Source organism: Aquirufa sp. (assembly GCF_044342065.1).
GTDB lineage: Bacteria > Bacteroidota > Bacteroidia > Cytophagales > Spirosomataceae > Aquirufa.
In genome coordinates, this window is the sequence record NZ_JBIIQN010000006.1 from 1 (window position 1) to 17,765 (window position 17,765).

The following is a 17,765-nucleotide window of genomic DNA, read 5'->3' on the forward strand; positions in this document are numbered from 1 at the left end:
ATACATCGAAAATGTCATTTAAAAAGACGAGAAAACTGAACAGCGATTTCCAAAAAGTGACCATCTCATTGGCATCACCGGAGTCGATTCTTGAAAGTTCAAACGGTGAGGTAACTCAACCGGAGACAATTAACTACCGTACCTACAAACCCGAAATGGGCGGTTTGTTCTGCGAGCGTATTTTCGGTCCAACCAAGGACTGGGAGTGTCATTGCGGAAAATATAAGCGTATTCGCTACAAAGGCATCATCTGCGACCGTTGCGGTGTAGAGGTGACGGAGAAAAAAGTACGTCGTGAGCGTATGGGCCACATCGAATTAGTGGTTCCCGTAGCACACATCTGGTACTTCCGTAGCTTACCGAACAAAATCGGTTACATGCTTGGATTATCTACGAAGAAATTAGATCAGATTATCTACTACGAGCGGTACTGTGTCGTTCAAGCAGGTATGTACGCGGAAGAAGGAAAGATCGGTAGCCAATACCTTGATTTCTTAACAGAAGACGAGTACTTAGATATCTTAGATAAATTACCTCGCGAGAACCAACACCTGCCTGATGAAGATCCACAGAAATTCATCGCGAAAATGGGTGCTGACGCGTTAAACATGTTATTAACACGCATCGACTTAGATAGCTTATCGGCTGATCTTCGTCACGCGGCTGATACAGAATCTTCTCAACAACGTAAGGCTGAGGCTTTGAAGCGTTTGAAAGTAGTAGAAGCATTCCGTGAATCAGTAGGTCGTATCGACAACCGTCCTGAGTGGATGATCATCAAAATGGTTCCAGTAATTCCACCAGAATTACGTCCATTGGTGCCATTAGATGGAGGTCGTTTCGCGACATCTGACTTGAACGATTTATACCGTCGTGTGATTATCCGTAACAACCGTTTGAAGCGTTTGATCGAGATCAAAGCGCCAGAGGTAATCTTACGTAACGAAAAACGTATGTTGCAAGAGGCTGTTGACAGTTTATTCGACAACTCACGTAAAGTAAATGCGGTTCGTTCGGAAGGTAACCGTGCCTTGAAGTCTCTTTCTGATATGTTGAAAGGTAAGCAAGGTCGTTTCCGTCAAAACTTATTAGGTAAGCGTGTCGATTATTCAGGTCGTTCGGTTATCGTGGTAGGTCCAGAATTGAAAATGCACGAATGTGGTCTTCCAAAAGACATGGCAGCTGAATTATTCAAGCCGTTTGTTATCCGTAAGTTGATCGAACGTGGTATCGTAAAAACAGTTAAGTCTGCGAAGAAGATTGTTGACCGTAAAGATCCAGTAGTTTGGGATATTTTGGAAAACGTCATGAAAGGACACCCAGTTCTTTTAAACCGTGCTCCTACGTTACACCGTTTGGGTATCCAAGCATTCCAACCGAAATTAATCGAAGGAAAAGCGATCCAATTGCACCCATTAACTTGTACGGCATTTAACGCCGACTTTGACGGTGACCAGATGGCGGTTCACGTTCCACTAGGACATGAAGCGATTTTGGAAGCCTCTTTATTAATGCTTGCATCGCATAACATCTTGAACCCAGCGAATGGTGCGCCTATTACGGTACCATCTCAGGACATGGTGTTAGGTTTATATTATGTAACAAAAGGACGTAAGTCGACACCAGATCACAAAGTGGCTGGTGAGGGATCTCGTTTCTACGGATTTGAGGAGGTTGTTATCGCCTTGAACGAGAAGAAATTGTCTAAGCACGCGAACATCGTGGTGAAAGCTACGGTACGTAAAGAAGATGGTACATTGGTTCAAGAAATGGTGGAAACTGTTGCGGGTCGTGTATTATTCAACTTATGTGTTCCTGAGCAAGTAGGTTACATCAATGAGTTATTGACGAAGAAGAAGTTGCAACAAATCATCTCACACGTTCACAAGATCTGTGGTATGGCTCGTACAGCGCAATTCTTGGATGATATCAAAGAATTAGGTTTCCAACAAGCCTTCCACGGTGGTTTATCGATGGGTATTGGTGATGTTCAAATTCCTGCGGAGAAAGCTTCATTAGTGAAGAAAGCACAGGATGATGTTCAAGCAGTTTGGGACAACTACTTAATGGGTTTAATCACAGATAACGAGCGTTACAATGCAGTTATTGACATCTGGACAAAAGTTAACTCGAAAATTACCGAGACTTTGATGAAGCAGATGGAAGAGGACAACCAAGGATTTAACGCGATCTACATGATGATGCACTCTGGAGCCCGTGGTTCTCGTGAGCAAATTCGTCAACTAGGGGGTATGCGTGGTTTGATGGCGAAACCTCAGAAGAACTTACAAGGTTCGGTAGGTGAAATCATCGAAAACCCAATCCTTTCTAACTTTAAAGAAGGTCTTGACGTATTAGAGTACTTTATCTCAACACACGGTGCGCGTAAAGGTTTGGCAGATACTGCCTTGAAAACAGCCGATGCGGGTTACTTGACACGTCGTCTACATGACGTGGCTCAAGACGTTATCGTGAATGAAGAAGATTGTGGTACGTTACGTGGTATTGAAGTATTCCCATTGAAAGACAATGAGGAAATCATCGAGCCATTATCTGAACGTATCTTAGGCCGCGTTTCTGTACATGACGTTATTGATCCAGTTTCTGGTGAAATGATCGTTGGGTCAGGCGAAGAGATCACTGAAATTGCAGCACAAAAAATCGACGAAACAGCTATTGATTCGGTAGAAATTCGCTCGGTATTAACTTGTGAAACACGTAGTGGTGTTTGTGCGAAATGTTATGGACGTAACTTGTCTACGGCACGTATGGTGAACATCGGTGAGGCTGTTGGTGTAATTGCATCACAATCCATCGGTGAGCCGGGAACACAGTTGACATTACGTACCTTCCACGTGGGTGGTACAGCTCAAAACGTTTCTTTGGATGCGAGCGTGAAAGCGAAGTTTGATGGTATTGTCAACTTTGAAGAAGTTCGTTCGGTAAGTTCAACGGATGCAGATGGTAACCCAACTGAAATCGTTATGGGTCGTTCGGGTGAAGTTCAGATTGTTAACCCAGCAAATAAGCAGGTGTTGATTTCGAACAACGTACCTTACGGTTCATTCCTACGTGTAAAAGAAGGGCAAGCGATTAAAAAAGGCGATGAAATTTGCGTTTGGGATCCTTACAATGCCGTAATCTTATCAGAAGCTGAAGGTAAAATTGAATTCGAGGCAATCGAAGAAAACAATACCTACAAGGAAGAAGCTGATGAGCAAACAGGTATGCGTGAGAAGGTAATCATCGAATCGAAAGATAAGACGAAAAACCCATCCGTATTGGTTGTTGCTAAAGGCAAGGATAACTTGGTTTACAACGTACCGGTAGGTGCGCGTTTGGCGATTGACGAAGGAGATAAAATCAAAGCGGGTCAAATCATCGCGAAGATTCCACGTGCGGCAGGTAAAACACGTGACATTACGGGAGGTCTTCCGCGTGTAACGGAGTTATTCGAAGCGCGTAATCCATCTAACCCAGCGGTTGTTTCTGAAATCGATGGTGTTATCTCATACGGTGTTATCAAGCGTGGTAACCGCGAGATTATCGTTACGCCAAAAGAAGGAACAGAGCGTCACTACTTAGTACCATTGACTCGTTTTATTTTGGTACAAAACAATGACTTCGTACGTGCAGGTATGCCATTATCTGATGGAGCCATTACCCCTTCTGATATCTTGAAAATCAAAGGACCTACAGCGGTTCAAGAATACTTAGTAAATGAGATTCAAGATGTATACCGTCTTCAAGGGGTAAAAATCAACGATAAGCACATTGAATGTATTGTACGTCAAATGATGCAGAAAGTTGAAATCCTAGAGCCAGGTGATACGCAATTCTTACAAGGTCAAAACGTAGATCGTTTTGTCTTCCGTCAAGAAAATGATACCATCTTGGATAAAAAAGTAGTTACTGATGCAGGTGATTCAGAAAAGTATAAAGCAGGTATGATTCTTTCAGCACGTGCTTTACGCGATGAGAACTCATCATTGAAGCGTCGTGATATGAAGTTGATGAAAGTTCGTGATGCGCAAGCAGCGGTATCTTCTTCAAACTTACAAGGTATCACACAAGCATCTTTAGGTACAGATTCATTCATCTCAGCTGCATCGTTCCAAGAAACAACGAAAGTTCTTTCTGAAGCATCGATTCGTGCAAAAGTGGACACCTTAGACGGCTTGAAAGAGAACGTTATCGTAGGTCACTTGATTCCAGCTGGTACAGGTGTACGTCGTTATAAAAACATCTTAGTAAACTCAGCAGATGAGTTGAAGCAGTTGGAAAAAGCGACAGCATCTGAAGTAGAAGAAGTAAAAGAATTAGCAGCAGGTAACTAATTTAACTAGCCGCTTTTGCGTTGAGAACCCTGAACATTTCCGTTCAGGGTTCTTTTTTTATCAGCTTCTTGATAAATACTTTTTTCGAATAAGGTTTTCTCGTTTTCCTTGCCAAATTATGGGCATGGTCACTATCAAACAACAAGACGCAAAAGATTGTGGAATCGCCTGCTTGGCCGCTATAGGCAAGCATTATGGCTTACACCTTCCTATGGTTACAATTAGGCTCTGGGCGCAAACGGATTTGCAAGGAACCAACTTGCTAGGTATGTTACATGCAGCTAAGCAGATGGGCTTCGAGTCGAAGGCTTTACGCGGAACGCGCGAGCAATTAATTAGCCTTCCATTACCAGCAATCGTCCATGGCGTGATTGAACAACGCTTAACGCACTTTATGGTGATTAGTGAGCTGAATGATCACTATGTGAAGGTCATGGATCCTACCTTTGGAGAAACACGGAAAATAACCTGGCCTGAGTTTGAGAAATTTTGGACGGGAATAGTCTTATTGATCCAGCCAGCAGAAAATTTTCAAGCCTACAATGCGCAAACTCCGCTATATGCACGTTTCTGGAAAATGATTTATCCCTTCAAGTTCCGGCTTTTGTTTAGTTGGCTAGCTGCAACATTCTATACTTTTTTGGGTCTGACTACGAGTCTATTTATCCAACAAATTGCGGATGTTATCATTCCGCAAAAAAACCTTGACATGCTTCAGCATTATGCCATAGGAATGGCGGGCATTTTATTGCTTCAATTCGGCTTTCAAGCGTTTAAATCACACTATGTATTGGATACGGGACATCAATTAGACCGTGGAATCATGGGAAGTTATTTTTCTCATATTTATAATCTGCCACAACGATTTTTTGATACATACCGAGTAGGTGAAATTATGTCACGCGTGAGTGATGCGGTCAAAATAAGGCATTTTGCGAATGAAGTTTTACTTGATATTCTATTGAATGCCAGTATCGTTTTAACAGCTTTTGGGGTATTATTCTACTGGGATGCCCGCTTGGCTTGGTACATGAGTAGCATGATTCCGCTGCACTTACTTGTATTTTATTTTGCTAGCCGCTGGAATAAGGAACAAGAACGCAATATGATGGAACAAACGGCTCATCTAGAAAACCACCTGGTAGAATCCCTGAGCAACATACGAACACTCAAGCTTTTTCAAGCCCAGGACTTTCTAAAGCAAAAAACCATTCATTTACTCGATAAGTTTCTAGGGATGGTTCTTCAATCCAACCGGCTGAATTTTTTTTCTGACTTTATGGTTCAATGCATCCGCGCATTTTTCACCTTGTTACTCCTTTGGAAAGGGGGAGAATTGGTAATCCAAGAAAGCCTAAGCATAGGTGAATTATTTGCTCTTTTTGCCTTGTATGGCTATTTTTCAGGACCTTTGGCTCAGCTTATTCAAGCAAATAAAGCGCATCAATCTGCCCACATTGCAAGTGAACGCTTTCACGATGTGATGGAAATGCTTCCAGATGATGTAGGGCTAAAAAAACCACATGCCGACTTTACGAATATATCATTCCAGCAAATCAGTTTTCAATATGGATTTAGAAGGAACATACTAAAGAATTTAACTATTCAAATTAGGGCCGGAGAATTCACGGGGATTGTTGGTGAAAGCGGCTCCGGTAAAAGCACCATTTTCCATTTACTTCAAAAAATTTATACCCCCCAAACGGGAAAAATTTCTTGGGATGGTGAATCTTTTGATTACATCTCGACAGAGCAATTACGTGCGAAAATTGCTTGCGTTCCTCAAGAAATCGCATTATTTAATGGAAGTATTAGTGAAAACATTGCCTTGGGAGAAATCTCACCCAATGTAGATCGCGTTAAAAACCTATCTAAACGTATCGGATTAGATCCCATTATCAAGCAATTCGAACACGGATTAGAAACGATCATTGGTGAAAATGGTATTGCATTATCAGGTGGCCAAAAACAACGAATTGCAATTGCGCGCGCGCTTTACCGCCAACCTGAAGTACTACTATTGGATGAAGCCACAGCTGCTTTGGACTCCACGGCCGAAGCTCAAATACTTCAGGTCATTCGGGAAGAAGTGCGAACCATAGTATTGATTAGTCACCGCATGCATAATTTCAAAAATGCAGACCTCATATATGTGATTGATGCCGGGACCTGTGTGGAATCAGGTAATCACAGCACCTTAATGGAGGCAAGAAATGTATATTTCAATTTATGCGAAAAACAAAATGCCATTTTGGTTTAATCTGTCCACACACTTTTGTAAATTCAAATCTTATAACTATTGACCATGGAAAACCCTACAGAAGAGAACCAATTAAATATCGAATTGCCTGAAGAACTAGCGGAAGGCGCTTATGTAAACTTGGCATTAATTGCCCACTCCCCATCCGAATTTGTCATGGATTTTATCCGCATTTTACCTGGGATTCCGAAAGGAAAAGTAAAGTCCCGCGTCGTTATGACACCGGATCATGCCTACCGCTTGTTGCAAGCATTGCAAGAAAATGTTCAACGTTATGAAGATAGTTTTGGCACGATAAATAAAGAGGGAGGAGATCCAGGCTTCCAATTTCCCATGTCATATAATGGGCCCATAGGCGAGGCGTAATCGTTTTAAAAAAATTATCTATACCAAAGCCCGAATTATTTCGGGCTTTTTGGGTAAAAAAGGGTTTATTTAGCCTTTTAACCTGAAAGAACAACTCTAACATTAGGCATGTCCATATTAAATAAACAAAATTTAGCAGCCGGATTTTCTTCCAAAATAAAGGTTCTGTATCCTAACCCAGCCGTCTTTGACTATCCTGAAAAAGTCTTGCAATTTGGAACAGGGGTTTTATTGCGCGGGCTAGTTGATTATTTCATTGATAAGGCAAATAATGCAGGTCAATTCAAAGGTCGAATAGTTGTGGTTAAATCAACGGATCGTCCAGGCGCTGACACATTCACTGAACAAGATGGGCTATTCACTCAATGTATCAAAGGCATCGAAGAGGGTGTTGCCATCGAGGAAACGATTATTAATGCCTCCATCTCCAGAACAATAACAGCTGCTACGGCTTGGAATGAAATTTTAGCATGTGCTAAAAGTCCTGATATGCAGGTTATTATTTCGAACACCACGGAAGTAGGCATTCAATATCATGCAAATGATCCCATTGAAGGAGCTTGTCCAAAATCATTCCCAGCTAAATTAGTAGCATTCTTGTATGCCCGATGGCAACATTTTAAAGGTGCGCCCAACACGGGTATGGTCATCATTCCTACCGAGTTAATCATCAATAATGGGGATGCGCTGAGAGAAATCGTGTTTAAATTAGTTGCTGACCATCAATTACCTGATGCGTTTACCACTTGGTTACAACAAGAAAACCATTTCTGTAATTCATTGGTGGATCGCATTGTACCTGGTGCCCCAGATGCAGAAACGGCCGCCACACTTTATAAAGACTTAGGCTATGAAGACAAAAACATGCTTGTTTCAGAGGTCTATAGATTATGGGCTATTCAGGGTGGCGCAAAGGTTCGGGAAGTATTAAGTTTCGCCAAAACCGATTCGGGAGTTGTCATAGCAGAGGATATCGAAATACACCGTGAGTTAAAATTACGTTTATTAAACGGTACGCATTCCTTGATGTGTGGAATGTCTTACTTGTTGGGTTTTCGACTAGTGAAAGACGCCATGGCAAATAGCTATTTGAGCAAATTAATCATGAATTTAATGCTAAGTGAATTAGCCTTAGCCATTCCATATAAAATGGATTTTAAAGTGGCTGATCGTTTTGGTCGGGCGGTGTTAGATCGTTTCAAAAACCCATTCATCAACCATAAATTGATTGATATCACGGTACAATACACAACGAAAATGCGCATGCGTAATATTCCTTTGTTGGTGAATTACTACAAGGAATTTGGCAAGGCACCAGAGCTTTTTGCCATGGGATTTGCGGCATATTTACAATTCATGCAGGCTGTGAAGGAAGAAAACGGCAAATATTACGGAGATTCAAATGGTGAATTGTATCCGATTAATTGCGATTATGCTGGGTACTTTTACGAGGCATGGAAAGATTTTGATTTGAATAAAGTATTATCAGACACTAAACTTTGGGGTGAAGATTTAAGCGCTTTGCCTGGATTTGTGGCGGCTGTACAAAAATACATTTAAGGACTTCTGGAATAATTATGAAAGCATTTTTAAACGAAGATTTTTTATTACAAACGCCAACGGCGCAAAAACTTTATCATGATTTTGCGGCTAAGATGCCCATCATCGATTATCATAATCACTTGGTGCCCCAACAAATTGCGGAGGATAAGCAATTCGACAATATTACCCAAATCTGGCTATACGGTGATCATTACAAATGGCGTGCGATGCGTGCGCATGGGGTAGATGAAAAATACATTACTGGTAATGCAAGCGATGAGGAGAAATTCATGAAATGGGCGGAAACGGTTCCATATACGATGCGTAATCCTTTGTATCACTGGACACATTTGGAATTACAACGGTATTTTGGCGTTACGGAATTGCTTAATGCGGAGTCTGGCAAACGCATTTACGATCATTGTTCCGCTTTGCTCCGCACAAAAGAATTCTCTGTAAAAAATCTATTGCTAAAAATGAATGTGAAGGCGCTATGTACGACGGATGATCCGATTGACGATTTAGCGTATCATAAGCAAATCGCAGCGAGTGGTTTTAGCATTAAAGTCCTGCCCACATTCCGTCCTGACAAAGCAATGGGGGTAGATGATGAAGTGATTTTTGTCGAATATGTGCAGGCTTTAGCAGAGGCGGCTGGTCACTCGATTCGCAGTTTATCAGATTACAAAGCAGCGATCAAATCTCGCCATGATTTCTTCCATGATGCAGGATGCCGCTTAAGCGATCATGGCTTGGAACACATCTATGCGGATGAATTTACAAGTGAAGAAATCGAATTGATATTTGAGCGTTTAATAACGGGAAAGCTAATCAGTAAAAAAGAGAAGTGGCAATTTAAATCGGCCATGCTTGTCTATTTCGCCCATTTAGATCATGCTCGGGGTTGGACGCAGCAATTCCATTTAGGCGCTTTGCGTAACAACAACGCGCGATTATTAGGCGCATTGGGGCCCGATACTGGGTTTGATTCGATTGGTGATTTTGAACAAGCAAAACCCTTGTCAGCATTTTTAAATCATCTTGATTCAACAAACCAATTGGCAAAAACCATTTTGTATAATTTAAATCCAAGAGATAACGAATTATTTGCGGCCATGACGGGTAATTTCCAAGATGGCACCCTTGTAGGAAAAATACAATTCGGGTCTGGTTGGTGGTTTTTGGATCAAAAAGATGGTATGGAAAAGCAGATTAATGCACTTTCAAACATGGGTATGTTAAGTCACTTTGTCGGCATGTTAACTGATTCGCGTAGTTTCCTATCTTTCCCGAGACATGAATATTTCCGAAGAATCTTATGTAATTTACTTGGCCAAGATGTAGAAAACGGTGAATTGCCGGCAGACATCCCTTGGTTAGGGAAATTGGTTGAGGACATCTCTTACAAAAATGCCTCGTCATTTTTTAATTTTGAATAAAGCATGAAAAAAGTAGTAACGTTTGGGGAAATTATGGGGCGATTAAGCCCTCCGGGCTATAGCCGAATTATACAGACACAAAACTTCAATATTACCTATGGTGGTGGTGAAGCTAATGTAGCTGGAGGTTTAGCACATCTTGGTATACCGGCTAAGCATGTGACGCGTTTCCCGGCGAATGAGTTAGGAAAAGCAGCTGCAGGATATTATGCTCAAGTGGGTGTTGATACTTCGCATATTGTTTATGGAGAAGGACGTTTGGGTTTATACTTTGTGGAGTTTGGAGCAGCGATGCGCCCGAGTAAAGTGACCTATGATCGAGCAGATTCTGCATTTGCCAACTTGAGTCCATCGGAATTTAACTGGCAAGAAATATTTAAAGATGCGTGCTGGTTCCACTGGACCGGCATTAGCCCAGCGATCTCAGAATCGGCAGCTCAAGCTTTACGCGAAGCAATCTCGGTAGCTAATGCGATGGGAATCACAGTTTCTGCCGATGTAAATTATCGCAAAAATTTGTGGCAATATGGGAAAAGCGTACAAGAAGTTATGCCGGACTTAATTGAAGGTTGTGACATCATTGTTTGTGGAAAAGGAGATGCGGAGGATATTTTAGGCATCGTGCCAGACGACAGTGTAAAAAGTGGTTGGCATTCCATTTGCAAGCAAATCATGGCCCAATACCCGCGTTTGAAAAAAATCATAAATACCAAACGAGGTCAAATTTCCGCCTCGCAAAATACGCTTTCAGCGGTGTCCTTTGATGGAGATAAAGTGTTGAAATCTGAAACAGTTGAAATTAGTCAAATTGTTGATCGCATTGGTGGCGGCGATGCCTTCATGGCGGGCTACATTTATGGAAATCTAATTTACATGGATGAAGCAAAGTCTTTGTCATTTGGAGTAGCAGCCTCCGCGTTAAAACATACCATAGAAGGCGATATCAATCGAGCGAATTTGGATGAAATTGAATTAGTAATGAAAGGCGATCTGACTGGTCGCTTAAACCGATAATCATGGCAAGAAATAGTTCTTCAGTTGTATACCAACGAATTACCGAAACACCCATCGTACCCCTTTTTTTTAATGCGGATTTAGGTGTCGCTAAACAAGTCTTAAAAGCTTGTTATGATGGCGGAATTCGCGTATTTGAGTTTACGAACCGCGGTATAGAAGCCCCGGTAATCTTTGCCAAACTAATCGAATTTTGTGAGAAGGAGTGTCCAGATTTAGTCTTGGGTATTGGTACAATATATGACGCAAAGCAAGCATCTGAATTCATTCAAATGGGGGCTGATTTTATGTTGCAACCTTTCACTACGCCGGAAGTAGGCGAAATTTGTGCTAAACACGATGTACCTTGGATGCCAGGTACGATGACCTTAACGGAGATCCGTAATGCGGAGGTCCTAGGTGCTAAAATTGTGAAAATTTTTCCTGGTAATGTGGTTGGACCAGGATTCGTTAAAGCTATCAAAGGACCCATGCCACATAGTAAAATCATGGTAACGGGTGGCGTTGAGCCAACGCACGAAAGCATGAAATCCTGGTTTGATGCGGGTGCGGCAGCGGTAGGAATGGGCTCACAATTATTTCCTCCAGCCTTAATAGCCAAACAAGATTATCAAAGTATTTCGAATACCATCAGTGATTTAATACACATTTATAAGGGCTTAAAATAAGCCTTAAAAACCCCATAACCATGAATAAAATTGGAAATTATCGTTGGAGAATAAGTTCATTGCTCTTTTTCGCGACAACAATCAACTATTTAGACCGACAAGTAATTAGTCTATTAAAGCCGTTAGTAGCACATGAGTTTGGATGGGATGGACCAAATGGTGAATCAAACTATATGTATGTACATATGGCCTTTCAAGCATCTTATGCGATTGGACTTTTAGGGTTTGGTGGTATTATAGATCGCATCGGTACAAAATTAGGGTATACCATTTCCATCATTGCATGGAGTTTAGCGGCCATGCTACATGCGTTGGCTTCTGGTACTATGAGTTTTGCATTTATGCGTGCATTGTTGGGATTGGGAGAATCGGGTAATTTCCCTGCTGCCATTAAAACGACAGCAGAATGGTTCCCTAAAAATGAAAGAGCCTTAGCAACCGGTATTTTTAACTCAGGAGCTAACATTGGGGCAGTCGTTGCGCCGATCGTTGTACCTTGGATTTTTAGTCAATTCGGATGGCAAATGGTGTTTATTGCTACCGGTGCCGTTGGTTTTATTTGGTTGATTTTTTGGTGGTTATACTATGAAGTCCCTTTGAAACAAAAGAACCTAACTAAGGAAGAGTATGATTACATTCATGCGGACATGGATGAAAAAGATGAGAATCAAGAACCGGTTAAATGGGGACGATTATTTAGATTTAAACAAACCTATGCGTTCTTATTTGGCAAATTATTAACAGATCCCATTTGGTGGATTTTATTAACTCAGTTACCTTCCTACTTTAAGAGCCAGTTTGGTTTGGACTTAGGTAAACCTAGTCTAGAATTAGTGGTTGTATACACTGCAACAACGGTAGGTAGTATTGGTGGGGGCTGGCTATCTGGGATGCTTATTAATAAAGGATGGGCATTTTACAATGCCCGCAAAATTTCCATGTTAGGATTTGCTTTAGCAGTAGTACCTATTATGTTAGCCAGCTATTGTGATAACATTTGGCAAGCGGTTGCCTTGATTTCATTGGCGGCGGCAGCGCATCAGGCTTGGAGTGCGAATATTTACTCCATTGCTACGGATATGTTCCCTAAGAAAGCGGTAAGTTCTGTCATTGGAATTGGGGGAATGGCTGGTTCCGTAGGCGGAATTATCTTTTTCTTTTATGTAGGTTCGCTATTGGATCATTACAAATTAATAAATGAATTAAATGCAGGTTATAACTACATCTTCTTATGCTGTGGCCCTGCTTATTTGTTGGCTTGGGCAATTATCTATACGCTCGCACCTAAATTAGAAACAGCAAGGATCGACGACTAGTCTCACTATTTCGCGGAATATAATTTAAGGTTTGGTGAATATTATTTGGTCACCAAACCTTAATTTTTACGTAACATTCTATTAATCAAGGCTTGATAGTTAGCATGTATTTTTGTTAAACGAAAATATATGCCATGCGGCCAACCTACAAGACCATCGTCATCTCCGACTTACACCTAGGGAGTAAGGGAGCAAAAGCCAAAGAGGTAAACGAATTCCTTCGGACACATTCCTGCCACCAGCTTATCTTAAATGGAGACATCATTGATGGCTGGCAATTGAAAAAAGGGGGCTCTTGGAAGAAAAAACACACTGGATTCTTTCGTGCCGTATTAAAAATGATGGACCGTTTTGATACGGAGGTCATCTACTTACGCGGAAATCACGATGATTTTTTGGACCAAATTTTGCCTTTGAAAATTGGTAAACAATTCTCGATCCGACAAGATTACATGTTGAGCTCGCACGGCAAAAAATACTTCATCACACACGGTGATATTTTCGATAGCATTACCAGCCAAATGAAATGGCTAGCCTATTTGGGAGATATCGGTTATACCTTTCTATTGTGGTTGAATAAGTGGTACAATCAATACCGTACTTGGCAAGGAAAACCCTATTATTCTTTATCGCAAGTCATCAAGCAGAAGGTAAAAGCGGCCGTAAATTTCATTTCGGATTTTGAAGAGAAATTAACAGAATTAGCCAAAGCTAAAGAAGCCGATGGCATTATATGTGGACATATTCACAAAGCCGAAATCAAACAAATAGACGGGATTACCTACATGAACTCAGGGGATTGGGTAGAATCATTAACCGCTTTAGTTGAGACACATTCGGGAGAATGGCAATTACTTGATTACACCACATTTGATTTAAAAACAGAACTAAGCGACATATTATGGGCAGATTCATCTTTACCGTTCAAGGCGAAGGTCGCGGGCATTTAACCCAAGCAATCTCGCTAACTCAAATTGCCCGAGAGGCGGGACACGAGGTCGTTGGCTATGCTGTTGGTTCATTTGAAGGCCGAAAAATCCCACCATTTTTTGCAGAATTTATTGGAGATACCCCCATCATCCAATACGAAAGTCCCTCCATTAATTATGGCAAAGGGAAATCGGTGCAGCTCGGAAAAACTGCCCTGCAGGCGTTTACGAAATTTGGCACTTATTGGAAAAGCGCGACACAACTAGGTGATTTCATTGATGAATTAAAGCCCGATGGTATTGTCAACTTCTATGAGTCCATCACCGGATTATACTTTCTAAAATCTGGATCTAAAACGCCATGCATGTCTATCGGACATCAGTACCTTTTATTAAATGAACATTTCGAATCCATTGAAGAAAAAGCCTTAGATCGTTTTTTACTGAATATCAACACCAAGATTACGGCGATAGGTTCTCGGAAATTATTGGGTTTATCCTTTCGACCAATCCCGAACGATCCAAAACGTAACATCATAACAGTTCCTCCTCTGCTTCGTCAAGAGGTTAAATCAATTCAACCGCAAGCGGGGGAAAGCTGGCTAGTATATTTAACTCACTACCGCTTAGCGGATGAAATCATGGCTTGGTCAGAAAAACATCCGGAAGTTAAATTGGATTGTTTTTGGGATAATCCGACGCGTAAAACAGAATATGCATATTCTGAATCGTTAACTTTTCATCCCATCGATGCAGAAAAATATTTGGAGAAAATGACGCATTGCGCAGGTTTGATTTCGACAGCAGGTTTTGAATCCGTAGCTGAAGCGATGTACTTAGGTAAACCTGTAATGATGGTTCCTGTACCGAATCACATTGAACAAATGATCAATGCACACGATGGAGAATTATCGGGCGCAGGCGTACGAGCAGGGTCGTTTGACCTAAATGTTTTCAACGATTATTTACCACATCATAAACTCGTGCAAGAACGCTATCAGTACTGGGTTTCTCAAGCTAATTTTGGCTATCTATTGACCGACTTAATTCGTAAACCTTTTCATGCTCCGAAATTTAGTCCGAAGAATGAAGGGGGCTTATCTACCACGTGGTAAAAATTAAGGCAGCTATAACACCTGCCTTACATATTGCTAAAAATTAACTTGTGCTTGAATGCGGAGCAAATTTCCGGTTTGTAAATTTTCTTTTAATTTAAAATCCTCCGCACGCCTTGTTGACATAGTATACATCGTCACAAGCTCAAAATTCTTGTTTGGCTGCCATTCGATTCCAATCTCCGTTTCATTTACTCGGTAACTCCGGGCGTCCAGTTCATGTTTTTTACCCCCTTCATAATTCTGAATACGTAAAAAAGGAATCAACACCTGTTTGTTAAGGTCAAGCTTATAAGAAAAGGTAGCATATCCCCCAGAAAGCCTTCTGTTTTCGATGCTGCCTGTTTTCTTGTCAAATTCGGGGCCTGTTCCCACATTGTATTCTGCTTGAATACCAAAAGGCTTCGGATATAAAACAAAACTAGCAGCTACGCGCTCATCGAGATATGTTTTCGTACTATTTGATTTCACTCCCGCGCTCAACTGATCGGATGCCATGGTCCATTGACCAGAATATGCCTGAATCCCTGCCTCAATAACTTGATTTTTAATTTCCAACGGATAGGATAACCTTGCCACAATATGAGGCTCATCATTTAACTCAGGTTTATTGGCTGTCTGACCATTATACGCACCAAAGGCAAATACACCATAATCTCCAGACCCTTTTAATCCATCATTCACCAATGAACTAAATAATTTTCTCGTTTTAGCAGGAGCCCAATAGAAAAAAACTCCTAAATCACGTTCATTGGATGCCGCACTATTCAAAGCATCATTCCGATCCAAAGGCAGCCGATTTTGACTTGACTGCATATTTTCAAAACCAAAAGGTATTTTACTTTGACCTACACGGAAACGAAATTCATTATCCTTATCTAATCCTAAATCAAAATATGCATCCCGCAATTGACCGAAATGTAAGCCTGTTGAAGAAGCGCTACTTGCGAAATCAGGTTGAATGTAAAAATAAACACGCTCATTAATCTGGCCGCTGAAAATAATGCGGAGTCGGCGAATAAAAAAACCTCCATTATCTCCTATACTACGGTCGCCTTGCTCAGACTTCAACTTATCATTTGTTTCAAACAATCGGTTGTAGCGTACTTGGCCATATCCACGAATACTGAAGGAATCATACCATTTTTTAGTACTTGGTGCCGACTGGCCTACGGAATCTAAAGACAAAAGCATAGCTAGTGTCCCGAAGAAAAGGGAAACTTTTTTCATTTTTATATTGGTGTTTGATATGCGTGTCCTTGTACTCAAAGTACAAGGACCTTACTAGAATTTACCCCGCAATCCAGCGGAAAAGAACAAATAAAGTTGCTGAAAGAATAATTGTAACAGGGAGCGTTAATACCCATGCCATAACGATATTTTTTACCGTTCCCCCTTGCAAGTTTTTAATTCCACGATTCGCAACCATAGTTCCTGCGATACCTGATGATAATACGTGCGTTGTACTTACGGGCCACTTGTAAGCTGTTGCTAATCCAATGGTTATCGATGCAATCAACTCCGCAGAAGCTCCTTGCGCATATGTCAAGTGGTTTTTCCCAATTTTCTCACCGATGGTTACAACGATTCGTTTCCAACCAACCATAGTTCCTAGACCTAATGATAATGCCACAATCCACATCACCCAAGCAGGTGCAAAGTCTGTTACGCCAGCAATCCCTGTTGACGAAGTCGAACCAAAACTAAAGAATGGTGCCTTATCTCCGGCAGTTGCTTTCTTTAAAATCTTCTTATCTCCTGCAGATAAATCTACCGACTCGCTTTCTAATAATTTCTTAGCATGTTTATTAATATTCAAAGCAGCTTTGCGAATATCAAATTTCTGTATTGTGGTCAATTTTGCGGGCGATAAGCCCGAAGCAATAATTACATCTAAATCAGTACTTGCGTCCATGATTTTATGATAGCTTTCACGTTCCTTTTCAGAAAGAGGTAGCGTGTCAATTTTAGCGGTAACAGCCTTAACTGTTGACAAACTAGCTTTCACCTCATTTAGATTTAAGTTTGTATTCACCGCAAAATATCCGGGTAAAAAGGCAATCAAAATAACCATAACTAATCCAATCCCCTTTTGGCCATCATTTCTACCATGAAAGAAAGAAACTAACGTACATGTCGTCACTAAAATAGCTCGAATCCACATCGGTGGAGGAGTGTCCTTTTTGGGTTCCTTAAATATAGCCTTGTTCTTGATCGACTTCTTTAAGATGTACATTAAGATAATTGCCGCAGCAAAACCAAACAAAGGAGATAACAATAAGGCTTGACCAATCTCAATCGCCTTATCCCAGTTGATGGCAGAAACACCTTTTGTAGAATTTTCAGGCAATAGGGCATGACCCACACCAATACCTATTATAGATCCAATTAAAGTATGAGAACTAGACGCCGGTATACCAAGATACCACGTTCCAAGATTCCATAAAATAGCGGATAATAATAGCGCGAGAGCCATTGCCATCGAATGATACACATTAGAATCAATGAGTAGTTCAGTGGGTAACAATCCGATAATACTCATCGTAACACCTACTCCGCCTGTCAATAAACCTAAGAAATTCATGAATCCTGACCATACAACAGCTTGCGTTGGTTTCAATGAATGCGTGTAAATTACCGTTGCCACCGCATTAGCTGTATCGTGAAAACCATTCACAAATTCGAAGGCACACGCTGCAAATAGGCAGAAAAATAACAAGAATAGCAAAGTTGGATCGAGTCCGAACATGATAGGTTTATTTATATTGGTGATAATTAC

At 41.1% G+C, this 17,765-nt stretch carries 12 protein-coding genes; 10 read left to right on the forward strand and 2 right to left on the reverse strand.

The annotated features are described in order from the left end of the window. Positions 1 to 11 precede the first annotated feature (11 nt). The 10 genes from rpoC to ACIQZ2_RS03695 all read left to right on the forward strand — a co-directional run bounded on the left by rpoC (position 12) and on the right by ACIQZ2_RS03695 (position 14,986). Entirely contained in the window at positions 12 to 4,337 is a 4,326-nt protein-coding gene (gene rpoC, locus ACIQZ2_RS03650) for a DNA-directed RNA polymerase subunit beta' (protein WP_395767485.1), read from the forward strand. Positions 4,338 to 4,461: 124 nt separating this feature from the next. Next, positions 4,462 to 6,597, forward strand: a complete 2,136-nt coding sequence (locus ACIQZ2_RS03655) for a peptidase domain-containing ABC transporter (protein WP_395767486.1) — start codon at positions 4,462 to 4,464, stop codon at positions 6,595 to 6,597. A gap of 45 nt (positions 6,598 to 6,642) precedes the next feature. Beyond that, entirely contained in the window at positions 6,643 to 6,963 is a 321-nt protein-coding gene (locus ACIQZ2_RS03660; RefSeq protein WP_395767487.1) for a DUF3467 domain-containing protein, read from the forward strand. Between the two features lie 108 nt (positions 6,964 to 7,071). Continuing rightward, entirely contained in the window at positions 7,072 to 8,523 is a 1,452-nt protein-coding gene (locus ACIQZ2_RS03665; protein WP_395767488.1) for a tagaturonate reductase, read from the forward strand. 17 nt (positions 8,524 to 8,540) lie between these two features. Next, complete coding sequence (gene uxaC, locus ACIQZ2_RS03670; protein ID WP_395767489.1) at positions 8,541 to 9,944, forward strand: glucuronate isomerase; 1,404 nt, start codon at positions 8,541 to 8,543, stop codon at positions 9,942 to 9,944. A gap of 3 nt (positions 9,945 to 9,947) precedes the next feature. Next, complete coding sequence (locus ACIQZ2_RS03675; protein ID WP_395767490.1) at positions 9,948 to 10,958, forward strand: PfkB family carbohydrate kinase; 1,011 nt, start codon at positions 9,948 to 9,950, stop codon at positions 10,956 to 10,958. 2 nt (positions 10,959 to 10,960) lie between these two features. Next, positions 10,961 to 11,626, forward strand: coding sequence for a bifunctional 4-hydroxy-2-oxoglutarate aldolase/2-dehydro-3-deoxy-phosphogluconate aldolase (locus ACIQZ2_RS03680; RefSeq protein WP_395767491.1), 666 nt, complete (start codon positions 10,961 to 10,963; stop codon positions 11,624 to 11,626). A gap of 20 nt (positions 11,627 to 11,646) precedes the next feature. Then, entirely contained in the window at positions 11,647 to 12,942 is a 1,296-nt protein-coding gene (locus ACIQZ2_RS03685; RefSeq protein ID WP_395767492.1) for an MFS transporter, read from the forward strand. Positions 12,943 to 13,076: 134 nt separating this feature from the next. Further along, positions 13,077 to 13,892: a UDP-2,3-diacylglucosamine diphosphatase gene (locus ACIQZ2_RS03690; RefSeq protein WP_395767493.1), complete on the forward strand. Its 816-nt coding sequence runs from the start codon at positions 13,077 to 13,079 to the stop codon at positions 13,890 to 13,892. Then, complete coding sequence (locus ACIQZ2_RS03695; protein WP_395767494.1) at positions 13,844 to 14,986, forward strand: glycosyltransferase family protein; 1,143 nt, start codon at positions 13,844 to 13,846, stop codon at positions 14,984 to 14,986. The genes ACIQZ2_RS03690 and ACIQZ2_RS03695 overlap by 49 nt, the downstream gene beginning before the upstream one ends. A gap of 36 nt (positions 14,987 to 15,022) precedes the next feature. On the opposite strand, the gene ACIQZ2_RS03700 is transcribed toward ACIQZ2_RS03695, so the two are convergent. Together ACIQZ2_RS03700 and ACIQZ2_RS03705 are read right to left on the reverse strand one after the other, a co-directional pair. After that, positions 15,023 to 16,216 carry a porin gene (locus ACIQZ2_RS03700; RefSeq protein WP_395767495.1) on the reverse strand — a complete coding sequence of 398 codons (1,194 nt, stop codon included), beginning with the start codon at positions 16,214 to 16,216 and terminating at the stop codon, positions 15,023 to 15,025. A gap of 61 nt (positions 16,217 to 16,277) precedes the next feature. After that, the gene (locus ACIQZ2_RS03705; protein ID WP_395767576.1) at positions 16,278 to 17,735 is read right to left on the reverse strand and encodes an inorganic phosphate transporter; all 1,458 of its coding nucleotides are present in this window, start codon (positions 17,733 to 17,735) and stop codon (positions 16,278 to 16,280) included. Positions 17,736 to 17,765: the final 30 nt, after the last annotated feature.

Coding starts and splice junctions, on each gene's coding strand:
- ACIQZ2_RS03700 (WP_395767495.1), bottom strand. CDS start 16,216: ATGAAAAAAGTTTCCCTTTTCTTCGGGACACTAGCTATGCTTTTGTCT.
- uxaC (WP_395767489.1), top strand. CDS start 8,541: ATGAAAGCATTTTTAAACGAAGATTTTTTATTACAAACGCCAACGGCG.
- ACIQZ2_RS03685 (WP_395767492.1), top strand. CDS start 11,647: ATGAATAAAATTGGAAATTATCGTTGGAGAATAAGTTCATTGCTCTTT.
- ACIQZ2_RS03705 (WP_395767576.1), bottom strand. CDS start 17,735: ATGTTCGGACTCGATCCAACTTTGCTATTCTTGTTATTTTTCTGCCTA.
- ACIQZ2_RS03665 (WP_395767488.1), top strand. CDS start 7,072: ATGTCCATATTAAATAAACAAAATTTAGCAGCCGGATTTTCTTCCAAA.
- ACIQZ2_RS03695 (WP_395767494.1), top strand. CDS start 13,844: ATGGGCAGATTCATCTTTACCGTTCAAGGCGAAGGTCGCGGGCATTTA.
- ACIQZ2_RS03660 (WP_395767487.1), top strand. CDS start 6,643: ATGGAAAACCCTACAGAAGAGAACCAATTAAATATCGAATTGCCTGAA.
- ACIQZ2_RS03655 (WP_395767486.1), top strand. CDS start 4,462: ATGGTCACTATCAAACAACAAGACGCAAAAGATTGTGGAATCGCCTGC.
- ACIQZ2_RS03680 (WP_395767491.1), top strand. CDS start 10,961: ATGGCAAGAAATAGTTCTTCAGTTGTATACCAACGAATTACCGAAACA.
- ACIQZ2_RS03675 (WP_395767490.1), top strand. CDS start 9,948: ATGAAAAAAGTAGTAACGTTTGGGGAAATTATGGGGCGATTAAGCCCT.
- ACIQZ2_RS03690 (WP_395767493.1), top strand. CDS start 13,077: ATGCGGCCAACCTACAAGACCATCGTCATCTCCGACTTACACCTAGGG.
- rpoC (WP_395767485.1), top strand. CDS start 12: ATGTCATTTAAAAAGACGAGAAAACTGAACAGCGATTTCCAAAAAGTG.